This window comes from Cutibacterium modestum (assembly GCF_008326345.1).
GTDB lineage: Bacteria > Actinomycetota > Actinomycetes > Propionibacteriales > Propionibacteriaceae > Cutibacterium > Cutibacterium modestum.
Genome location: NZ_BJEN01000002.1, coordinates 64,543 through 84,124 on the forward strand (window position 1 = coordinate 64,543; position 19,582 = coordinate 84,124).

Annotated in this window: 11 protein-coding genes and 4 pseudogenes; 11 read left to right on the plus strand and 4 right to left on the minus strand. The window is 58.3% G+C overall.

Annotated elements, in window-relative coordinates; translation table 11 throughout:
- The first annotated feature begins 75 nt into the window (after positions 1 to 75).
- From F1563_RS04855 to F1563_RS04895, 7 genes and pseudogenes are all read left to right on the plus strand, one after another.
- Positions 76 to 1,500: an MFS transporter gene (locus F1563_RS04855; protein WP_002528379.1), complete on the plus strand. Its 1,425-nt coding sequence runs from the start codon at positions 76 to 78 to the stop codon at positions 1,498 to 1,500.
- A gap of 22 nt (positions 1,501 to 1,522) precedes the next feature.
- Positions 1,523 to 2,110: a hypothetical protein gene (locus F1563_RS14745; protein WP_002528380.1), complete on the plus strand. Its 588-nt coding sequence runs from the start codon at positions 1,523 to 1,525 to the stop codon at positions 2,108 to 2,110.
- A pseudogene (locus F1563_RS14865) lies at positions 2,016 to 2,225 on the plus strand (hypothetical protein); the annotation flags it as partial. The gene F1563_RS14745 and the pseudogene F1563_RS14865, both read left to right, overlap by 95 nt.
- 243 nt (positions 2,226 to 2,468) lie before the next feature.
- Positions 2,469 to 4,015: pseudogene (locus F1563_RS14750) on the plus strand (glycoside hydrolase family 31 protein).
- Between the two features lie 38 nt (positions 4,016 to 4,053).
- Positions 4,054 to 5,150: pseudogene (locus tag F1563_RS13530) on the plus strand (glycoside hydrolase family 2 TIM barrel-domain containing protein).
- Positions 5,151 to 5,274: 124 nt separating this feature from the next.
- Positions 5,275 to 8,655 (plus strand): PPi-type phosphoenolpyruvate carboxykinase family protein, encoded by a 3,381-nt coding sequence (locus tag F1563_RS04890; RefSeq protein WP_002528388.1) that lies wholly within the window; start codon positions 5,275 to 5,277, stop codon positions 8,653 to 8,655.
- Between the two features lie 286 nt (positions 8,656 to 8,941).
- Positions 8,942 to 9,643 carry a (2Fe-2S)-binding protein gene (locus tag F1563_RS04895; RefSeq protein WP_007434273.1) on the plus strand — a complete coding sequence of 234 codons (702 nt, stop codon included), beginning with the start codon at positions 8,942 to 8,944 and terminating at the stop codon, positions 9,641 to 9,643.
- Here F1563_RS04895 and F1563_RS04900 read toward each other — a convergent pair.
- Entirely contained in the window at positions 9,589 to 10,275 is a 687-nt protein-coding gene (locus F1563_RS04900; protein WP_002528390.1) for a hypothetical protein, read from the minus strand. The genes F1563_RS04895 and F1563_RS04900 overlap by 55 nt on opposite strands.
- Before the next feature lie 205 nt (positions 10,276 to 10,480).
- On the opposite strand from F1563_RS04900, the gene F1563_RS04905 reads away from it, so the two are divergent.
- The 4 genes and pseudogenes from F1563_RS04905 (at position 10,481) to F1563_RS04925 (ending at position 14,430) form a co-directional block, all read left to right on the plus strand.
- Entirely contained in the window at positions 10,481 to 11,824 is a 1,344-nt protein-coding gene (locus F1563_RS04905; protein ID WP_172623623.1) for an aminotransferase-like domain-containing protein, read from the plus strand.
- Positions 11,825 to 12,203: 379 nt separating this feature from the next.
- Positions 12,204 to 13,140: pseudogene (locus F1563_RS04915) on the plus strand (D-alanine--D-alanine ligase family protein).
- Positions 13,133 to 13,849 (plus strand): SURF1 family protein, encoded by a 717-nt coding sequence (locus F1563_RS04920; RefSeq protein WP_149302575.1) that lies wholly within the window; start codon positions 13,133 to 13,135, stop codon positions 13,847 to 13,849. Before F1563_RS04915 ends, F1563_RS04920 begins: the two are co-directional and overlap by 8 nt.
- 11 nt (positions 13,850 to 13,860) lie before the next feature.
- The gene (locus F1563_RS04925; RefSeq protein WP_172623624.1) at positions 13,861 to 14,430 is read left to right on the plus strand and encodes a DUF3817 domain-containing protein; all 570 of its coding nucleotides are present in this window, start codon (positions 13,861 to 13,863) and stop codon (positions 14,428 to 14,430) included.
- Positions 14,431 to 14,694: 264 nt separating this feature from the next.
- Here F1563_RS04925 and F1563_RS04930 read toward each other — a convergent pair whose 3' ends face one another.
- The 3 genes from F1563_RS04930 to rsmG all read right to left on the minus strand — a co-directional run bounded on the left by F1563_RS04930 (position 14,695) and on the right by rsmG (position 18,808).
- On the minus strand, positions 14,695 to 15,621 hold the full coding sequence (locus tag F1563_RS04930; protein WP_002528397.1) for a ParB/RepB/Spo0J family partition protein: 927 nt from the start codon (positions 15,619 to 15,621) through the stop codon (positions 14,695 to 14,697).
- On the minus strand, positions 15,618 to 16,610 hold the full coding sequence (locus F1563_RS04935) for a ParA family protein (protein ID WP_002528398.1): 993 nt from the start codon (positions 16,608 to 16,610) through the stop codon (positions 15,618 to 15,620). Before F1563_RS04935 ends, F1563_RS04930 begins: the two co-directional genes overlap by 4 nt.
- A gap of 1,556 nt (positions 16,611 to 18,166) precedes the next feature.
- Positions 18,167 to 18,808 (minus strand): 16S rRNA (guanine(527)-N(7))-methyltransferase RsmG, encoded by a 642-nt coding sequence (gene rsmG / locus F1563_RS04940; protein WP_172623625.1) that lies wholly within the window; start codon positions 18,806 to 18,808, stop codon positions 18,167 to 18,169.
- Positions 18,809 to 19,582: the final 774 nt, after the last annotated feature.

The window sequence follows — 19,582 nt, forward strand, 5'->3', positions numbered from 1 at the left end:
TAGACAAGGCGATGTTGCCTGTCCACAATGCTGTGACGATGATCGTCGCAGCCCGAATAGCATAGAGGGTTGTCAATGTCGACCATCACAACGAAAGGCCAGAAAGCTGAGGCGGTGAATGCTCGCGATTTCGACGTTCGCGACATGATTGGCTACGCACTCGGCGATGTAGGCAACAATTTCACCTTCAACTTGGTGAATTCGTTCCTCATGATCTTCTATACCAATGTTTTCGGTCTTGCCGCAGCAATGGTAGGTGCATTGTTTATGGCTGCCCGTCTCGTTGATGCCTTCGTCGACATCATAGTCGGCCGCCTCATCGACAACTCAAAGATGACCACGCATGGACGGTTCACCCCATGGGTCATGCGCATGAAGTTTCCACTGGCTGCCTCTGCTATTCTTCTCTTCCTGCCGGCCGCCGGCCATCTTCCCATGACGACACGTGTGATCTACGCGTTCGCCACATATCTGGCCTGGGGTATCTTCTACTCCTTCGTCAATATCCCCTATGGATCCATGGCATCAGCCATCTCAGGCATGCCGCATGACAAGACCTCGCTGTCCACCGCACGGAGCATCGGCTCGGCGTCGGGCGCCGCCATCGTCAGCTATGTCGTGCCGCTCATCATGTACGGCAGCAACTCCCACCAGATCAACCCACATCGGTTCTTCATGGGAGCGGCCATTTTCGCTATCCTCGGTTTGTGCTGCTACATCGGCCTGACGACGCTGACCGTTGAACGTATTCGCATTGACAAGACAGAGCGCGTCCCCCTGGGCAAGATGTTCTCTGAAATGGCACGCAACAAAGCCCTCGTCATGCTAGTTTTTATCGACATCGTCGTCGTCATTAACCAGAATCTTTCTGGCGTCACACTAACCTACCTGTTTAATGATTATTTCCAGAACAAGACAGCGATGTCTATTGCCTTGGTATTCAACTTCACAACTGTTATCTTAGTGGCTCCGTTCGCGCAGACCATGGTTCGGAAATTCGGTCGGAAAGAGTCGACAACAGTAGCGTTGTTCTTCGGCGCCACCATATACGGTCTGATGCTCATCATCCACACCCACAGCCCCTGGATCTTCCTCGTTGGCCTCTTCTTTGGCTCGCTAGGAGCCGGTGTTTTCAACCTCATGGTGTGGGCTTTTATTACCGACGTCATTGATGCCCAGGAAGTCATGTCCGGGGAGCGTGAAGACGGCGTCATTTACGGCGTAAACTCCTTCGCCCGCAAACTTGCCCAAGCCATCGCCGGTGGGATCGGAGGAGTCATGCTGACAATGATCGGTTATCAGTCCTCTTCCCAGGGTGGTGCCGCTCAGTCGGAGTCCGTCGTCAATCACCTGTACACCCTCGCGACCGCCATCCCGACAATCTGCTGCCTCGGCGCCGCCCTGCTCATGCTGGGTTACCCGCTCACCCGCGACAAGGTGGTCGCCAATGCCGACAAGTTGGCTCGCCGTCACGAAGCACAGGCCGAGCAGATCTTCTGAGACATAACCACGGAGGCACATCATGGACACGCTCATGCGAATCACCGGCCACTCGACGACCTCGCCAGGTATCCGGTTCAAAATTGACGATCGATGGTGTGCCTCCGTCGATTTCGTGACGCGCTCCATCGCTCACGTGCGAATTTTCGACGCGGCTGGTCCCCAGCCCGACCGCACTTGGAGTATCAGCCTCGGCCCCGACGTCACCCCGCGGACCGGACTGGGTCCCCATGTCCTCCTTGACCACTCCTCTGCCCCGGCCTGGGAGGGCAATTCCCGCGATGTCTCGCCCGTCGAAGATCTGAAGGTGACGACGACCGTCGCTGCCAGCGCCGATAGGATTGCCAGCCACCCGGAATTTTCCAGGGTCTACGCTGACAAGCCAATCGACTCTCCAGACCCAGACGAGCAGTCCTTTATCGTTGGCACGGACTCGCTACGGGTCATCATCCGCGACTGCCCGCTGCGGATGACCTGGCAGCGCCAGGCTGACGGCTGGGTCACCGTCAGCGAGGATCGTCCCACCGGAGCTTACGAGATCGACTCGCACCGGACGAGTCGCCCACCACAGGGTCCGCAATTCCGACGACCGTTACTACGGTCTCGGTGAGAAGTCGGGCGACCTGGAGCGCACCGGACGCATCTTCGACATGAAGTGCCTGGACGCCCTGGGATACGACGCTGGTAGCACCGACCCGCTATACAAACATGTGCCCTTCCTCATGACCCGTACAACCAACGGTGCTTTTGGGATCTTCTACGACAACCTCTCGGCATCACGGTTCAATCTGGGAGCAGAAGTCGACAACTACCACCGCCCTTTCACCTCGTGGCAGGCCGACCACGGCGACATCGACTTTTGGGTCATGACTGCCGAGCGCGTCACTAGTCTCACCCCGCAGATCTTGCGTCTTACCGGCGACCCGGCTTTTCTACCGCGCTGGGCCCTGGGGTACTCGGGCTCAACGATGCACTACACCGATGCCCCTGACGCCTCCCACCAGTTACTGAAATTCATCGACCTGCTGCGCGAGCACGCCATCCCGTGCGACTCCTTCCAACTTTCGTCCGGCTACACCACCATCGGTTCACGTCGCTACGTCTTTACCTGGAACCGTGACAAATTTCCCCAGCCCACCGAGACCACGGGGCACTTCAGTGAGACCGGCCTCCACCTGGCGGCAAATATCAAACCCGCTCTACTAACGACGCACCCCTATTACCGCGATGCGGCGCAGGCGGGGATTTTTGTCACCACCTCCCGGACTGGGAAACCGGCAACGTCGATGTTCTGGGGCGGTCATGGCAGCAACGTCGACTTTACCAACCCGCTCGGGGTGCAGTGGTGGAAAGACAACGTCCGCCACCAACTCATCGACATGGGAATCGAATCCACCTGGAACGACAACAACGAGTACGAATTGTGGTCAGAGGACGCCACGTGTGACGGTTTTGGTCACCCCGTCGAGCTGGACCTCATTCGCCCGGTGCAGGCCCTTCTCATGAACCGCGCGTCTTTTGAAGCCCAACGCGAGGCTGCCCCTGCTGAGCGTCCCTTCTTATTTCCCGGTCTGGGCCGTTGGGTCTACAGCGTTATGTCCAGACCTGGAGTGGTGACAATTCCACCTCCTGGCGCACCCTGAAGTACAACACCCGGATGGGTGTGGGGATGAGCATGTCTGGGCTGGTGAATTTCGGCCATGACGTCGGCGGGTTCGCCGGCACCGCCCGACCCAGCCCGGAACTTTTTGCTCGCTGGGTGGCCAATGGGGTGATGCACCCGCGCTTCACGATCCACTCTTGGCATGACGACGGCTCGGTCAATGAACCGTGGATGTACCCAGAAATCACCGACATCGTCCGGGAGATGATCCGACTGCGCTACCGGCTCATCCCGTTCCTGTACACCTTGTCCTATTTGGCGACGGAGCGACGCGAACCCATCGTTAACCCGGTGTTCAGTCTCGACGACGCCCTTCTCGAGGAGTCCGACGACTTCCTGCTTGGCCGCGACCTGTTGGTGGCATCCGTCGTCGAAGAGGGCCAAGTTACGCGAACCGTCACCTTGCCCAACGTCCCCGACGGCTGGTTCGAGTTCGACACCGGCACCCATCACGACGCGGGTACCGTCACCCTGGATGCTCCGCTGGACCGTCTACCGCTGCTAGTCCGCGCCGGGGCAGGGATTCCGCAGTGCGAGCTGCCTGCACCTTCCAAGGAGATCGTCACAACGCAAACGGTCGATAATTCCCCGCACACGATCGTCCTCTACCTTCCTGACGGCAACGGCCACTCGGAGGGATTTTTCTTCGACGACGACGGCCACACCTACGGTTATCGACAGGGTCATGGGTATTGGCTCACCTGGACCGCCGATCACGCCGACACCACAGTGACAGTCCACACTCACGTCGAAGGCGATTACCAACCACCATGGGGAACTATGGCTTTCGCTCTTCGCCCGGGAGACACTCGCACTATCGAGGTCGTTGTCAAAACCGCCACCTCTGACTAGTAACCGACCGCCACAACTAAAAGCACCAGGAGATCACGATGCTGCGACCTCAGGGCACCACCACCCGGGACACGAAATGTCTGTCGGTAATGTGGGATTTCGCCTTCGACGCCGATGACCGCATCGTTGCCTACTTCGAATCCGCAACCCATGCCGCCACCGTCTAGGTCAACGATGTCGAGGTCGTCAGTCATGTTGGCGGTACCTCCCCTTCGAAGCCAATATCACTGAGCACGTCCGCACTGGCGAAAAATGCCGACCCATGGTTCGTGTCGACAATTGACTGTCCTTCCAGACCATTCCGCCGGGCATTATTGTCGTCTCCCCCGAGGGTTCGAGACAGAAGTACTGGCACGACTTCTTTAACTACACCGGCATTCACCGCGACGCGTGGCTGCGCAACTGCCCCAGGCCCACGTCGAGGACGTCACCATCACCACTGACATTGACGGAGAAGACGGAAGCGTCACCTGGTCAGTTATTTCGCACGATTCTGACCCCTTAACGACCCGGGTGGCGATTTTCGACGCCGAAGGCAGTGGCCGCTGAGGTAACTGGTGCAAACGCCCAGGCCCGCATCCCACAGGTTCACCTCTGGCAGTCAGGCCGGGGCTACCTCTACGAAGCTGAAATCTCCCTCGACAACGGCGATCAAGTCGTTGATTCTTAGCGGCAGGCCTTCGGTGTCCGCACTATCTGCGTCGACGGCGCCCGCCTTCTCGTCAACGGCGAGCCTGTTCATCTGACCGGGTTCGGCGTGCACGAGGCTCACCAGACCATCGGCAAGGCCCACAACAATGCCCTTATGCTGCGCGACGCCGCCTGCCTGGAGTGGATCGGGGCAAACTCGCTGCGCACCCCCATTACACCTACTCCGAGCACATCCTCGACTACGCCGACCGTCACGGCTTGCTCGTCATTGACGAGACCCCTGTCGAGGTGCTCAAGATGAACGAGCGGGTCTTCGATTCCTTCGACGCCGTCATCGGCGAGCAGATCTGGAACTTCGCGGACTTCGCGATCACCAACGGGACGATGCGCATTGGGGGCAACCGAAAAGGTCTTCACCCGGGATCGCCAGCCCAAGTCGGCCGCGCTCCAGTTCCGCAAGAGGTGGCGCGGTATCGAGGAATGATTCCAGCCCACAGTCAATCCAGTGCGCATGAGAGCAAGTGCCCTTACGCGCACCCCCGCTCAGGCCGGTTGCCCGTCTGACCACTCTTCATGGAAACCTCACGACCTCAGGGGACAATGGATCCATGGCCACCCAAGCTCATACTGACTCCGTGAATCTCAGACTGGCGCTCAACGGTCTGCCCCTGCCAACCGCTGCGCGCGCTTCTGACATTGACGTCGTTGCCCCGGTACTAGCTCGACAACGAGAGCTGCGTCGGGAGATTCCCGAGCTCCTCTGCCCCGCCGACCGTCGTATCCAGGCATTCATCGACCGCTACCTAGGCGAGAACTCCCCTGTCCGTCCCCGCCTACCCGAAACCACTTTGACCCTCGACGAACCCGGCCTTGCACGGGCTCTTTCGCTACCCGTTGACAGCGATGAGTTCACCTCCGACCTCGTGGCCAGCTACCGGGTAGCTAACGGCGTCCTACACAACCCCCGAAATGACCGGCGCACCACCGCCGGGGTTTTCCACGTCACCGAGGGGGGCTTGGCTATCCCCGACGATAAGAAAGCCGTCCCAATCGACGTCTTCGCTCGTCTTCTCGACCTTGCCTTCCAGGCACCACCGGAACACACTCTGCTGCCGTACACCTCCACTCAGCCGATTGAGCGTCAGGCCTACACGTGGGTATCTCTACTGCTGCGCCCCCTCGTGGTGCCAAAAGTGTCAAACTTCGTCTCCGAGCGTCGCATGGAGGTCCGCTTCTTCGCTCCCGGCGGTCTGGTCTCCAATCTTGATTTCGTCGAAGGGATTTTCGGCAACGCCGGTGACCCGCTGCTGCCCAGCAATGACTCTGCTCTAGCCCCCACCGGATGGACTGGGCACAGTGGCTGCGTTATTTTAGCCCCGCATCTCAACCTCGCCCGCAAGGTCGACCTTGGCCTGCCTCACATCGACCAGGCTACTGAGCGCCAGCGTCGCGACGGAATGTGCTGGTCTGAAGAGTCCGAACTCTACAACGAGGGCAAACCTTTCAAGCTATGTGCCCGTGACGAGTCTGGGGTCATCCTCACCATCGTCGCCGACAATTATTTTGGGTACTGCAAGAAGGAGGTCAAGACTCAAATCTCCTACTCCGCGAATTTGTTCGGTTTGGCCGAGGAGGAGCATTCCGGCGGCGCCCGCGCCTACACCTCCCACAACCAAGGCCAGGAATTTGCCACTCCGACCTGCGAGCGGACGGTTTCCGACGTCGTCGCAGCAAATCCGGATCGTTTTGAGATGCTCGACGACGGCCATGCCCGGGTACTTGGTATCGACGACGTCGTCCTCGTACCGGGCGGAGCCAAGTTCAGCCTGTGCGACGGTACAGTCAGCTGGGAGGACAACGATCACTCCATCCGCATGCGCGCCGACACTGAGTACGTTTCCCCGGACGGCTACCGGATGCGCATGATTCACAACGATGCCGACGACCAGTGGTACCTCGAGGGAACCTATGGTGACTCGACGACCCTGCACAAGTGTTGCACGGTTTCCGGTGGCGGGAAATCCGAGATCTCCAAGGCCATCTCGGACACCTTCCTGTGGGGCAATGCCTACGCCCCGGACTTCGACGCGGACATGGACGCCGCCGATGACATCTTGCATCGAGATTTCTCTACGCGATTCGCCGATCCGAAGCTCAATGGTGTCGATCACCGCCCGGTTCTCTCGACGGAACGTTCGGTAGGCTCGGTCATCAAGTTACTCACCCCGTCCTCGGACTTCAGCGACTGGTACAACGACTGGATCGAATCAATCCCGGCATTCCGCAAAGAGTTAGTCTTCACCATCAAGCGCTACTACAAGCCGGAATGGGGTGACGATTGGCGCTCCCACTTCAGCGTCGCTCCCACTAACGGTCGTCACGGCAACATGGTCCGTCTTGACGGCCAGAAGGTCCTGGTGAGCATGGCGCGCGTGGGATTCGAACCCGATGGCTCATGGCGATTGTTCACCCTGCGTCACGACTACGCCCCGGCTGTCAAGGTGCAGACCGAGGATGACATGACGGCATCGATCGTGACGTCTCCGGGCATGGTTACCGGCCCCAAGGGTCTGTCGCGCAAAATCATCGCCAACTGCGAGGCATTGCTCTTCCAGCGCCCCGACGATGCCATTTACCGCGGATATGACACCCAGACCGAGTCCGACATGAGCGGGCATGATTTGTTCATCTCGAATTACCAGCCGCTGACCCGCGACGAAGTCAAGCAGATGCGGGACGACGTGGTGGCCTTCTCGAAATTCACCCGGCCGATGCGCACCTTCCTATCCGACTTCGCCGATTCCGATCCATCGGAAATGCCGGACTTCGCCGTCTCCAGCGCCGATCCTCGTCTCATCGACGGGGCACGTTCGCGCAATCCGCGATATCTGCAGGTACGTCCAGACATCGCCAACCCGCGCGAAACCGCGATCGCCGATCTGTCAAGTCACCTATACCATGGGCTGCGAGTCAACAAGCCACTGTCGCTCCCGGTTGATGTCGTGGCTGCCGGGCGTCGGAATAACCCGCCTGAGGACAAGATTCCAGCCTTGTGTGCGTACAACCCGCTGCACTATATGGAGTTGCCAGAACTTTTCATGGAGTTCATCTCGTCGATGACCGGCAAGAGCCCTTCGACGACGGGCGCCGGTTCAGAGGGAGCCCTGACAAAGGCGCCGTTCAACGCCCTACCGGCAGTCTTCGACCTTAACTCGTCCTTTCTGTCCTTCGTGCTGTCAGGGTACGACGGTTGGTTGTCCTCGGCCGGGTTCATTGGCCCGAAGGTTGAGGTGGCACACGATATTTCCCTGCTTGTCCCGGAGATTTTCTGCCGGATGTCGCCACAAGAAAGGGATGCCAAGACCCTCATTGAAGGGGGCTATCTCGAGAAGCTGGAGGATTACGACAAGGACGGCGAACTCATTCTCGCCTCGCGTCTGGGCTACCGCATGACCGAGAAGTTCATGCGCACCTACTTCGGGCGTATCTTCCTGCACCCTGACACTGTGTTCACCCCTGAGATGCTGCGTCCGGAGCTACAGGACGCCGAGATTTTCGCCGATTCGGTGCGCACCATCTCAGCGACCCACGCTCGGGTCGCGAAGGCCTATTTCGACGATGGAACGATTTCCTTGGCTGTGCCGCCGATTCGGGCTCTCCTGGAGATCATGGCCAGCGGGACCTCCTCGGAAGGCTGGACTCTCAATGATCCCCAGCTGCGTGAAACGTTCACCAGAGAGTCGGTACTAACCTCCGACTGGTACGCCGAGCGCCTCGACGCTAAGCAGGCTGAAGACGTCCGCCGCTCTGAACAGGGCATCGCCCACCTTGAGCAGTTCATGGCCGACCCGCGCAACGCGACTGCCTGCGAAGAGATCGACGTCCAAGCCCGCCTGGATCAAGTTCGCTGGTTCCATGACCGCGCTGTGTCGGCTGAATACCGTCAGCAGTTGGTGGGGACCCTCGGTCGCCAGGTCAACTTCCGCTGAGATTGGTCGGCCCCGCGTGGTATCACCCGGAGCCGATCGACTGTAACCCAGTTTCCTGTGCTAACGCCCGGTATCCCGGATTCCCGCTACCTCTGCATCGCTGTGAAGTATCTGGGCCCCAGGGCCCTTGTGACGTATCCAGACCCTTCGATCCTTGTGTCGAAAAATCCCGCCTCGGGTGGGGCCAGGGCACCTAAGTGCCTCGACCTTCACCGTCGCGGGTTTTTCGCACCTCACGCCACCCGATTTCCCTGTCGCCAGAGGCGCGAAGCAGCACTATAGGAGTGTGAACGCTATTAATCTCGCTGCGGCCAGTTTCGACGAGTGGGTCTGTGTCGAAAATCACCGACCTAGCGACACCCCTGCTGATTCTTGGCTTCCAGCGATTCAGCTCATCACTCCTGAAACCCTCACCCGCCGTGTCGACCACACCCACGAGGCTCTCCTCACCCAGCGCCATGAGGGGAAGGCGGGTCATGGTCACGACGTCCCAGCCGTTGATGGCCCGGTCTCCCGTCGTGTCGCGCTATCGGCAACCCAGCTAGGAATCGTCGCTAGGTTGGTGGTTCCGGTCGTCGCAGCCCGGGCCCTCGGGCATGACGTCGATTTTCCCCGGCTTGCGGACCTCTGGTTCCGCGATGTGCTCCCCGCTCCGGTTCCCGTGTCGGTGGCTTGGCAGCCAGGACCGGCGAAAATCGCCGGCTCAGCGGTGGAAGAGATTACTCATGCCTTCGTCGCCGCCGGACTGAGCAAAATTATCGCCTGGGACAACCTGGCCTCAGCGGTGAGCACTTCGGTCATTATGGTGACCCGCTGCCGTCCGGACTTACGCCGAGCCGCCATTGATGCCGCCACAGACATGTTGGTCTTGGTCGACCCACGTCCCGGTATCACTACCGGACCAGGCTTCCGCCGCCGCAGCTGCTGCCTCTATTACCAAGCCAGTGGTTCTCGTATAGCCTGCTGCGGGGATTGCGTACTGGTCTGAACCACGGTCGTTGGACCGTCGTGATCATGGCGTGCTGAACCCATCGGCCGTCGCAACCGTCCGACGTCAGCTGGGACTAAATCGTTGCCGCGCAACCACCCAAACCAGCGTTCCGTCCAGGTCTCCTCCGCCTTAACTGACCGCCGTAGGTCCAACCTCATGCGATGAATCGGTCCGGCGTTCATAGAGTCAACCTCTTGGAATCCCCACGACTCTAACCAGGTGATGGGTGCGACGCGAGGATCGGTACACGGCCCAACGACGCCACCAGCCTCAATAGCTGGTGCAGATCCGTGTAGGCGGGCTGCCAAGAAGGACGTGCGCACCCTCCCCCAAGAAGCGTCGCTGCGATGAGGAAGAAAGCCCACCAGGACCGCGCCCCTGGGCGTACGGGGAATTTTTGACATTGGATGGTTTGCTGGGAGACAGGTCTCAGAGGCAATGAGCAGGATGCCCTCGACCTCGTCGCCGTGACGACTCGCGACTCCAAAGAATCCCCACCGCTGGCAGGCTTGATCAGCCCACTCTGGCAGGGGCTTATCAAGGTCAATCTTCCATGGGCGCAGCTGGGTGGTAGCTCCCAAAATCCGGGAGTCCTCCCGCGTTAGCGTCGTCAAATGCCTGACTCGCACAAATGCCTCCTCCTGATGCGCCCAATTGTGGCCGTACAGTGGCTCGACGACGGCTCCTTATCATGCTCACTGTGACGTTCGATGGGTGAAATAGACCACACCTGGATGAGTGTCATTCTAGGTTTCCGGGTTTCCGGTGGGGCACAGTGGGAGGGTGAGCAGCATAGACCACATCACCAAGCAAGCCGTCCCTCCGACCGATGACGTGCGCATCAACGCCACTGCTGCTCCCGAGGCCGCTGAGGTCACCACCAACCACCGGGTCGATACCACCTTTGACAAGTTCCACGATCGGTATTCCATTCGCTCTCTCGGGTTGAAAACTTCCCCTGTCCGGGCCCTCTTCGCGGTAGCGAATCGTCCCGAGGTCGTTTCTTTGGCCGGTGGTATGCCTAATATTGCTGATCTTCCCCTTGACGTCGTCGGTGAGTCACTGAAGGAGCTCGTCGATACACGCGGCACGGTCATCATGCAGTACGGGTCGGGGCAGGGTGAGCCCGAAACCCGCGAGCATATCTGCAAAGTGATGGCCGTGGAGGGGCTCGTCGCAGATCCTGAGGAAGTCACTGTCACGTGTGGTTCCCAGCAGGGCCTTGACCTCGTCACGCGCATTTTTTGCAACCCAGGCGACGTCATTATGGCTGAGTCGCCAGCTTACGTCGGGGCGCTCAACACCTTCGCCTCGTACCAAACTGAGGTTATTCACGTCGACATGGACGACAACGGACTGGTGCCGGAGTCGCTGCGTGAGAAAGTAACTACGGTGCGTCGCGACGGCAGGTCGGTGAAGTTTCTTTACACAGTCCCTAACCACTCGAATCCGTCGGGTATCTCGCAATCCGCCGAGCGCCGTCGGGAGATTCTTGCCGTGGCTGACGAGCTGGATCTGTTGGTGGTTGAGGACAACCCATACGGACTGCTCAACCTCGATGGTGATCCGTTGCCGACGTTGAAGTCGATGGATCCCGATAACGTCGTCTACCTTGGGTCCTTCTCCAAAACCTTTGCACCAGGCTTCCGCATTGGTTGGGTGCTGTCACCTCCTTTCGTGCGCGACAAGCTGGTTCTTGCCCAGGAGTCCGCGACCCTGTGCCCGCCGGTTTTCTCCCAGCTCGCCGTTTCGAGCTACCTGGCCCACTGGGATTGGCGTGCTCAAGTGGACAGTTTCATCAATATGTATCGCACCCGTCGTGACACCATGCTGGCCTCGTTGGCCGAGACCATGCCCGAAGGGACGACGTGGTCTCACCCATCTGGTGGGTTCTTTGTCTGGTTGACGATGCCGGGAGCGGTTGATTCTGCCGCGATGCTGCCACGAGCTGTAACGAATCTCGTCGCCTATACTCCGGGGACGGCGTTCTATGCGGATGGCCGTGGCCAGCGCAATATTCGCCTCTCGTTCTGCTACCCAACTCCCGAGCGCATCAAGGTCGGCGTCGAGAGGCTTGCCGGTGTGATGCGTCAGGAGCTGGACATCGCCGAGACGTTCGGATTGGACGGCGGGCGGCGTCATTCTCGCGATCTGGGGCCTGGTCCGAACTTGGCGTGACACCACGACGGGTTGGGTCTGGGGAGTGGTACGGGTCAGTTTCGACGGGATACGCCTCCGACCTATCCTTCATCGATATGTTGTTATGTCGATTTGATTACATGCGCCAGGTGGTGTCCTGGAGTATTTTTAAGCTCGGTTTGTAGCGGGTTTGCCGTAGCAGGGTTTGTTCACTCTTCCCCTTTTACGACGGCGCAACTTGGCAACTACTTGTGGTGACGGGAACCACTTGTGGTAAGGGGCCAAACTGGCCTTAATCCCACCTCTAGCGGACGTTCCTCCAGGACGTTCCTAATCTGCTGCTGTCGTCTGTCACCGTCTGTCGGTATCGGGAGGGTCGGTTACGTCGTCATCGTTCGGGCGCTGGTTGAATAAGGGTATGTTGCAACCAGTCGTTGTCCTCGCCGGAGGACTCAGCCACCAGCGCGACATCTCTCTGAAGTCAGGACGCACCGTCGCACAGGCGCTGCGGCGGGTTGGACACGAGGTCGTGGAAGCCGACATCGACTCGTCCCTCATTGAGACCCTGCGTTGCCGTCGTGTTTCCCATGTTGCACGGTGGCCTTGGCGAGAACGGTGCCCTGCTTGAGGTACTTCAACTCATGGGCATTCCCTATGTGGGCTCTGGCCCAGCAGCCTGCCGTATCTCGTATGACAAGTCCATCGCGTCTCGCATCATGACCGCAGTTGGCGTTGCGACACCACAGCAGGTTGCACTGCCCCATGACATTTTCCGTGAGCTCGGCACCCGACCAGTTATTCATTCGATCACTAAGAAGTTTGGCCTTCCGATCATTGTCAAGCCGGCACGTGGCGGGTCAAGCCTCGGCGTCACAAGGGTCGACGATATCGACGCTCTTCCTCAGGCCATTGCGAACGCCTACGCCTACGACGACATGGTTGTGATTGAGGAGTTCATTGTAGGCACTGAGCTCGCAATAGGTATGATCACAACCTCTGAGGGTACGCAGGTGCTGCCAGCCGTTGAGGTCCGCCCCGTCGGTGGCGTCTACGATTACTCGGCGATGTACACCGGCGGTGAGACGCGACTGACGGCCCCGGCGGAGATTACCGATGAGGTTGCCCAAGCAGCGACTGAGATGGCCCGAGTCGTGCAGGGGGAGCTTGATTTCTTCGGGATCTCCCGCGTCGATGCCATCGTGGACGGGTCCGGTCGTCCTGTTTTCTTGGAGGCCGGTGCCGCGCCAGGGATGACTGCCACGTCCCTTGTGCCTGTGGCCATGAAAGCTGCTGACCTCGATCTTGGCGAGGTGTGCTCCCGACTCGTCGACGATATCGCTCACAGCCATGGCTGACGGTGTGCACACTGAAGATTCTCGCCCCACTGTGCGCATCAAGCAGGTTTTTATCATCCTCCTCGGCATCGCTCTTGCCGGGGTGATGGTCTTTCTCGGTCTGTGGCAGATGAACGTTTTCGAGTCCCAACGGGACGACTCGACGCAGGCGCGTATCAACGAGCCAGTCATCACGTGGAATGAGGCGCCTAGGAAGGTCGAGGTTATGGCCCAGTACGGACGCCGGGTGACGGTCACGGGCACTTTCCAACCATCAACCACAACCTTGGTCGGTACATCGTGGCCATTACGCGTGGTTACGGGAGTAACGCTGACATCTGGAGAAACGATCGCCGTGGTCCGCGGTCAGCTCTCGAGCGGCCAAAAAGTCCCGGCTACGCCTACGGGCTCCACGACCCTGACGGGTGTGCTCGCGGCATCTGAGGCTGATGATGGTCGTCGTAATCCACAGATGCCAGCCGCCGTACTCCCTTCGCTGCGGTTGGAAGTGTTGACCCAAACGTGGCCTCAACCTCTGGTGCCAGCAACCCTCACGCTAGATGACAAATATGCGCACTCTCATGGACTCGCACCAGCGCAACCGGTACTGCCGAAGGGTGACGGTGGCGAACGTAATCGCAGCTACGCATTGCAATGGTGGGTTTTTGCGATCTTTACCGTAGCGATGTCTCTCGCCTTCGCTCGAGCAGCAGGCAGCCGCAAAGATTGATGCCCTACTCGATGCAGCGCCGGTTGGCACGCGTCAGTACTCTGTTTCACGTGGAACACAGCGACGACGTGACCAGTGACGACTTTTACGAGACGCCAGCCCGCATCTCCGATGACACTCGTGCTGGCACTGAGACCGCCCACAATCACTTAGTGAGCTCCCACCGCGCAAAAAGTGCCGAAAATGCAGCCGAGACTGAGAACGAACCATGGATAGAGCCTGATGACATCCCAGGGATTCGTAAGGCACTGCTTTGCTATCGCGTCATGGCGTACGTCGTGGGGACATTCTTAATCGTCCTCGTCTGCGTGGCGATGCCACTCAAGTACGCGGCGGGCAAGCCGACGATGGTCAACGTCGTCGGAATCTCCCACGGATGGCTCTACCCCATACTGCTAATCGCCGCCTATTTATTAGGGCGCAAGGCTGGCTGGCCACTGACGCGCCTTCTCTTCATCGCCTTGGCCGGAACAGTTCCGTTTCTGTCCTTCGTCGCGGAGTACTTCGCCCGGAAGGACGTCAACCGCCGCATTGACGAGGCGACAACCTACTGGGCCGATCACGGCGTACCAAATGGGTGACGGCTTTCCGTCTACCTTCTCACCACCCGTTCCGTTGCTGTGACTGAAGCATCGTCCTCGTCACAGCGGATCCCAATTCCGTCTAGCGCCCAGCTATAGCTGACTGTCGGCCCTAGGCCAACCTCAGGTGCGACCTGCCCACGTCCGGTGGCGACGCGCCTAGAATGGCGCAGGACGCCACGTGAACCATGATCGCAGGTTGGTAAGACGCCTCTTGCCACCGTCCCACCGCACGCTGGTCAAAGACCTCGGTACGATACCCATTCAGTTAGACAATATGTCGATAAGTCGTTCTAGCTCTTCATCTCCATTAAATGGAAAGGTGATCGTACCTTTGCCATTGCGGCGCCGTATTTTGACTGCGGTATGGAATTGCTCAGACAGCTGATCGCCCAGCTTCACGGCCTCAGTATCCCTACCAGGCTTCTTCCGCTGATGTGGCTTAACTTCCGTCGTATCATCCAGAGTCTGACGGACCAGCTCCTCAGTTGCACGAACAGATAAGCCCTCATCTACGACCCATTTCGCTGTGCTGACTTGTAGGTCAGGATCACCAATGGCCAAGAGACATCTAGCGTGACCAGCGGTAATTTCACCCTCCAAAAGGCGTTTCTGCACACCCGCGCTAAGTTTAAGCAGACGGATGGTGTTTGCGATCTGTGACCGAGAACGCTGAATCCTTTCCGAAAGCTCATCTTGGGTGCATCCAAAGTCGTTGAGCATCTGCTCGTAGGCCGCGGCCTCTTCGAGAGGATTCAACTGGACGCGATGGAGGTTTTCGAGCAAAGCATCCCGCAGCATGTCTTCGCTCGCTGTAGTGCGCACGATCGCGGGGATAGCTGTTAGACCCGCCTTGCTGGCAGCCCTCCACCGCCGTTCGCCCATAACAAGTTCGTATCCATCATCGATCGGCGTCACAACCACGGGCTGCAAAACTCCAACAACCCGAATGGACTCCGAGAGTTCAGCCAGCTCATGTTCATCAAATGTTTTCCGTGGCTGGTGAGTGTTCGGTTGGATCTTATCGACGGAGATGAGCCTGAATGTTGAGCCCCCGACGGCTTTCCCAGCTGTATCGTCGTCAGCACTTATGTCATCGATGAGCTGGTCATCATCGTCATCGAGATCCGTACGTTGGAAAAGCTCACCGAATCCCCGCCCCAGACCACTGTGCTTTGTTGCCATCATCATCCCTTCTGGGTGTCAGAAGCATCGTGATACTCCGCACCACTGTTGTCTGTAGTATGCCCATCGCCGGTGTGCCGCTTCGCAAATTCGGCAGCAGCTTCACGGTACGCAATAGCTCCCGCTGACTTTGGCTCGTATGTCAGGACACTGCGGCTGTAACTGGGCGCTTCCGAGATTCGGACAGAGCGCGGTATGCGCGTCGTCATCGTCTCACGCGCAAAGTGAGTGCGAACCTCTTCATCCACTTGGGTAGAGAGTCGTGTCCGAGCATCGAACATCGTCATAAGGATCGAGCCTAAACGTAGCTCCTTATTCATTGCGTGCCGAACGGCTTCAACCGTTCGCATGAGCTGAGTAACGCCTTCCAGAGCGTAATACTCGCACTGAATCGGCAACAGCACTTCGTCTGCAGCCACCAGAGCATTGAGAGTTAGCAGCCCTAGCGATGGTGGACAGTCTAGAATCACATAGTCCACGTCATGAGTCTTCAGATACTTACGCAATGCTTTACGGAGGCGTCGTTCACGCCCTTTCACATCGACAAGTTGTAGCTCAGCGCCGGAAAGGTCGATCGTCGCCGGGACTACTTCAAGCCCAGGAGTTTCTGGGCTTTGCTTCGCGACAAGGCCAATATCCTCCTCATCGAGCAGCACCTCGTACGTTCCCGGCGTTCCCGCTTCGTGGTCGATTCCGAGTGCCGTCGAAGCGTTACCCTGCGGATCAGCATCGATGACAAGCACCCTGAGCCCGCTCATAGCCAACGCCACCGCGAAGTTGATTGCCGTCGTGGTTTTACCAACGCCGCCTTTCTGGTTGGCTACCACGATGGTCATTGGTGTCTTGGGACGGGGGAGTGTCAGAGGCACGGTTGGTGTTATCGATTCGTCGGCATTGCTGACCGACGGATCGGTTGCCTCGGGCGTATCAGGGCCATCAAATGCCGCCCGCTTGGGCGCTCCGTCATAGATGGGGACCTCGTTGGTCATGCGCATCCTTTCAGTCACGAGCGGTGTGATGTTTCACGTGAAACACTGACGCTTGGTTACTCTACTGGCCATTTCGGTCAGAGCCGGAGCCGTTTCCATCGCTGTGGATAACTACGCATGTGAACCCCAGCCACCTGTGGATAACTGCCGACTTCCGGTGGACAACTTGGGCCCCTCACATTTATGTGCGTGCCTAATCCACATGTTTTCCCATGGACTCTAACGACCGCTCGCTGGTATGTTGGCTTGACACACTTAACGACAACTCGGCGAACCAACGTTACCGCGAAAGGCCACTCCGCCGGTGTATGTGATCACCCTGCCGCTGACGTTTCTGATCATGGTCGCAAGGCACTCACAGTCAAATTCAACACAGCCAGCTTTGCAAGTTCCTGGGCTTCTTGGAGTCACATCACTGAGCTTGAGGCCCGATAAGCGCCATCTTTCTCGGGAAGAACCACCATTCGAGACGGGTTCGTGAGGTCTTCCTGCCCAAGATAACTCCCGTATCTAAACACGTGGCGCATCCCGTGGTCAGTTCTCGCCCATACCGTTTCTCGACTTCCAGTCCTCACCACGTTACTGCAACAAGTGAACTAAGGCGGGGTACTCTGATGCCCAGTTAGAACTGCCACGCTACCAATTTATTGGGCGTATCGCGCCTCATTACACCAGGGCACGCTCGCCCTCCCCTGCCCGGGGTGAGTCTCGTTATGTGGCGCAATTCAAACGGCGACGTGGTAGAGACGGTCAGGACAGCTTAAGAGTCATCATGGGGTCTGATTCCACTAGAACCATAGTGGAGGACTCCACGGTGACTCATTCTAATTACCTTATCTGGTCTCGTCCAAGAGTCCTCAACGGCCCGGCTCTGGCCTACGAGACACTATTCCGTACTGTGTTAACTCCCACGAACCCATTACCGCATCATCATCTCGCTCAGTGAGCAAGCTATAGCGTCCGGGCCTTTGCTCGAACATCGGCTTACCACTTAGTCATCGAGCTCTCCCAATGTGTCACGCTAAGGCACCGTGAGTCAGTTTTGCGCTATGCCGACGCCGATATTCAACGTGGTGTTTCACGTGAAACACCACGTTCGTCTATACCCAGTTAAAACCCATCATCGCAATTTGGATGATCACCCGGGCCGGCCGTCGTGGGCATACCTAGCCCTTCAACACCACCATCCTTACGCCAGCCTTCCTTCATCACCTACCACGATCACTAATCGTACGATCCATCGGTGCGTTCATCACGCCCGCACCACTTACCGTCTGACATGTGTCCCAGCGCACGGTCACTAACACCTTAAATCACTCATCTTCAATCCAGCGCCATTATCAGCTCTGTCGCCCACACCATCAGGCACCGACAAGCTACTTGTTTTACAGGTATCGACACGCTTGGTCTTCCGCACAGCACTCACCAAAGCTCCAAATACAGCATTTGCTAACGCCACCTTGGTTACCTACTTCGACGGCTCCCCGCTCTATTCCGCTTGGAATCATCAGCCGAGACCGTACACAAGTCCTGGCGGCATCACAAGGCGTCTAAAGCAAAACTCACCCAGGCTTGCCCACACGACGAACACGTACCGCACGCGTCACCTCTGAGGCCGGATCAGCTCGGACCAGCAGTACCTCGGCAGATAAGCGGCGCTTCGAAAGTTCAGTCTTCGCCTTGGCAACCTCATCCTCAGCCGATCGCCCCTTCAAAGCCAGAAGACTGCCCGAATCCACGATCATGTCTGCCGTCCATTCGATCAACGTGGCCAACTTCGCCACCGCACGCGAGACAACAATGTCAACGTCTAAGCCAGCATTTTCAGCCCGGCTCCGGACAACGGTCACTCGATCATCCAGACCCAACTCCTCAACTGTTTCATTCAGGAAATCAGAGCGGCGCAGCATAGGTTCGATGAGAGTCATCTCGAGGTCAGGTCGCAGAATCGCTAAAGGAATGCCGGGCAATCCAGCTCCGCTCCCAACGTCGGCAACGCGGCAGCCCTCAGGAATCAAATTTTCAAGAGCGGCGCTATTCAAGACATGGCGTTCCCACAGCTTGCCAATCTCGCGAGGCCCAATTAGACCCCAGTCCATTCCACGAGAAGCCAATATATCGATATATCTCCGAATCGACTTATAGTTATCTCGATAGAGTCTCGTAGCGATGACATCGTCACTCACCAAGGTCATGCCAAATATCCTGCCACGTCTACCGCTTAACTCGGTCATTCCCCCAGCCTCAAAACCCGTGCCGATCCCCCAGGCGCAACCCACCCGAGTCGCAACAAGAGGGGGGACGCGAGTTGGCATATGAGGGAGTGAAGCATGACTTCCCATCCGCGACGGTTCCGCCTCCGTTTTAGAAGGACCCGAACACGGCTCTTTGCCCACACCTCCACCGTGTCAACCCTCTGGCTCGACTATGGCCAAACCCAATACAACGCCTCCCACGTATCACCGAGTCGCTACCTGTAACTCGTGTACGGACACCTCACCGAGTAGATCACAATCCGGGACATCAGAGGGTCTTGCATGCACTCATCGTCATGATCGCAATGTGCAACCCTTATTGTCGTCCATGATCACAACCGCACCCCTTTTTCGCTTCCGGAGCAGCTGAGCCTCGACGGCGCCGCTGACGCCCAACCAACGTCGATTTAGCACCTCCGTCATGCCGCTGTAGTGAGACCGGCCAGGTTGCGCCACCGAGGCTCACGAAGGATCATCATCGAAGGCGGAGGAACGAGTCCTTACGCTACGCTTATAGGCCTGTGGCGATGGAAAATGATGCTCTACAAAAGCAGCATCCGGTTAGTATCTCCCCAATAGCCTCGCCGGCCCGAACTCTTCACCCGCTACGGTTCCACCTTGAACCCTGCAAACCCCGATTCGAACATGCGATCCCGAGCAACACCCGGTCCCAGTAGACACCTCGTGAACTGGCTTAGCAGGTTTCGTTGTCGAAGCCATTGC

Coding starts and splice junctions, on each gene's coding strand:
- F1563_RS04855 (WP_002528379.1), top strand. CDS start 76: ATGTCGACCATCACAACGAAAGGCCAGAAAGCTGAGGCGGTGAATGCT.
- F1563_RS14745 (WP_002528380.1), top strand. CDS start 1,523: ATGGACACGCTCATGCGAATCACCGGCCACTCGACGACCTCGCCAGGT.
- F1563_RS04890 (WP_002528388.1), top strand. CDS start 5,275: ATGGCCACCCAAGCTCATACTGACTCCGTGAATCTCAGACTGGCGCTC.
- F1563_RS04920 (WP_149302575.1), top strand. CDS start 13,133: ATGGCTGACGGTGTGCACACTGAAGATTCTCGCCCCACTGTGCGCATC.
- F1563_RS04925 (WP_172623624.1), top strand. CDS start 13,861: ATGCAGCGCCGGTTGGCACGCGTCAGTACTCTGTTTCACGTGGAACAC.
- F1563_RS04930 (WP_002528397.1), bottom strand. CDS start 15,621: ATGATGATGGCAACAAAGCACAGTGGTCTGGGGCGGGGATTCGGTGAG.
- F1563_RS04935 (WP_002528398.1), bottom strand. CDS start 16,610: ATGCGCATGACCAACGAGGTCCCCATCTATGACGGAGCGCCCAAGCGG.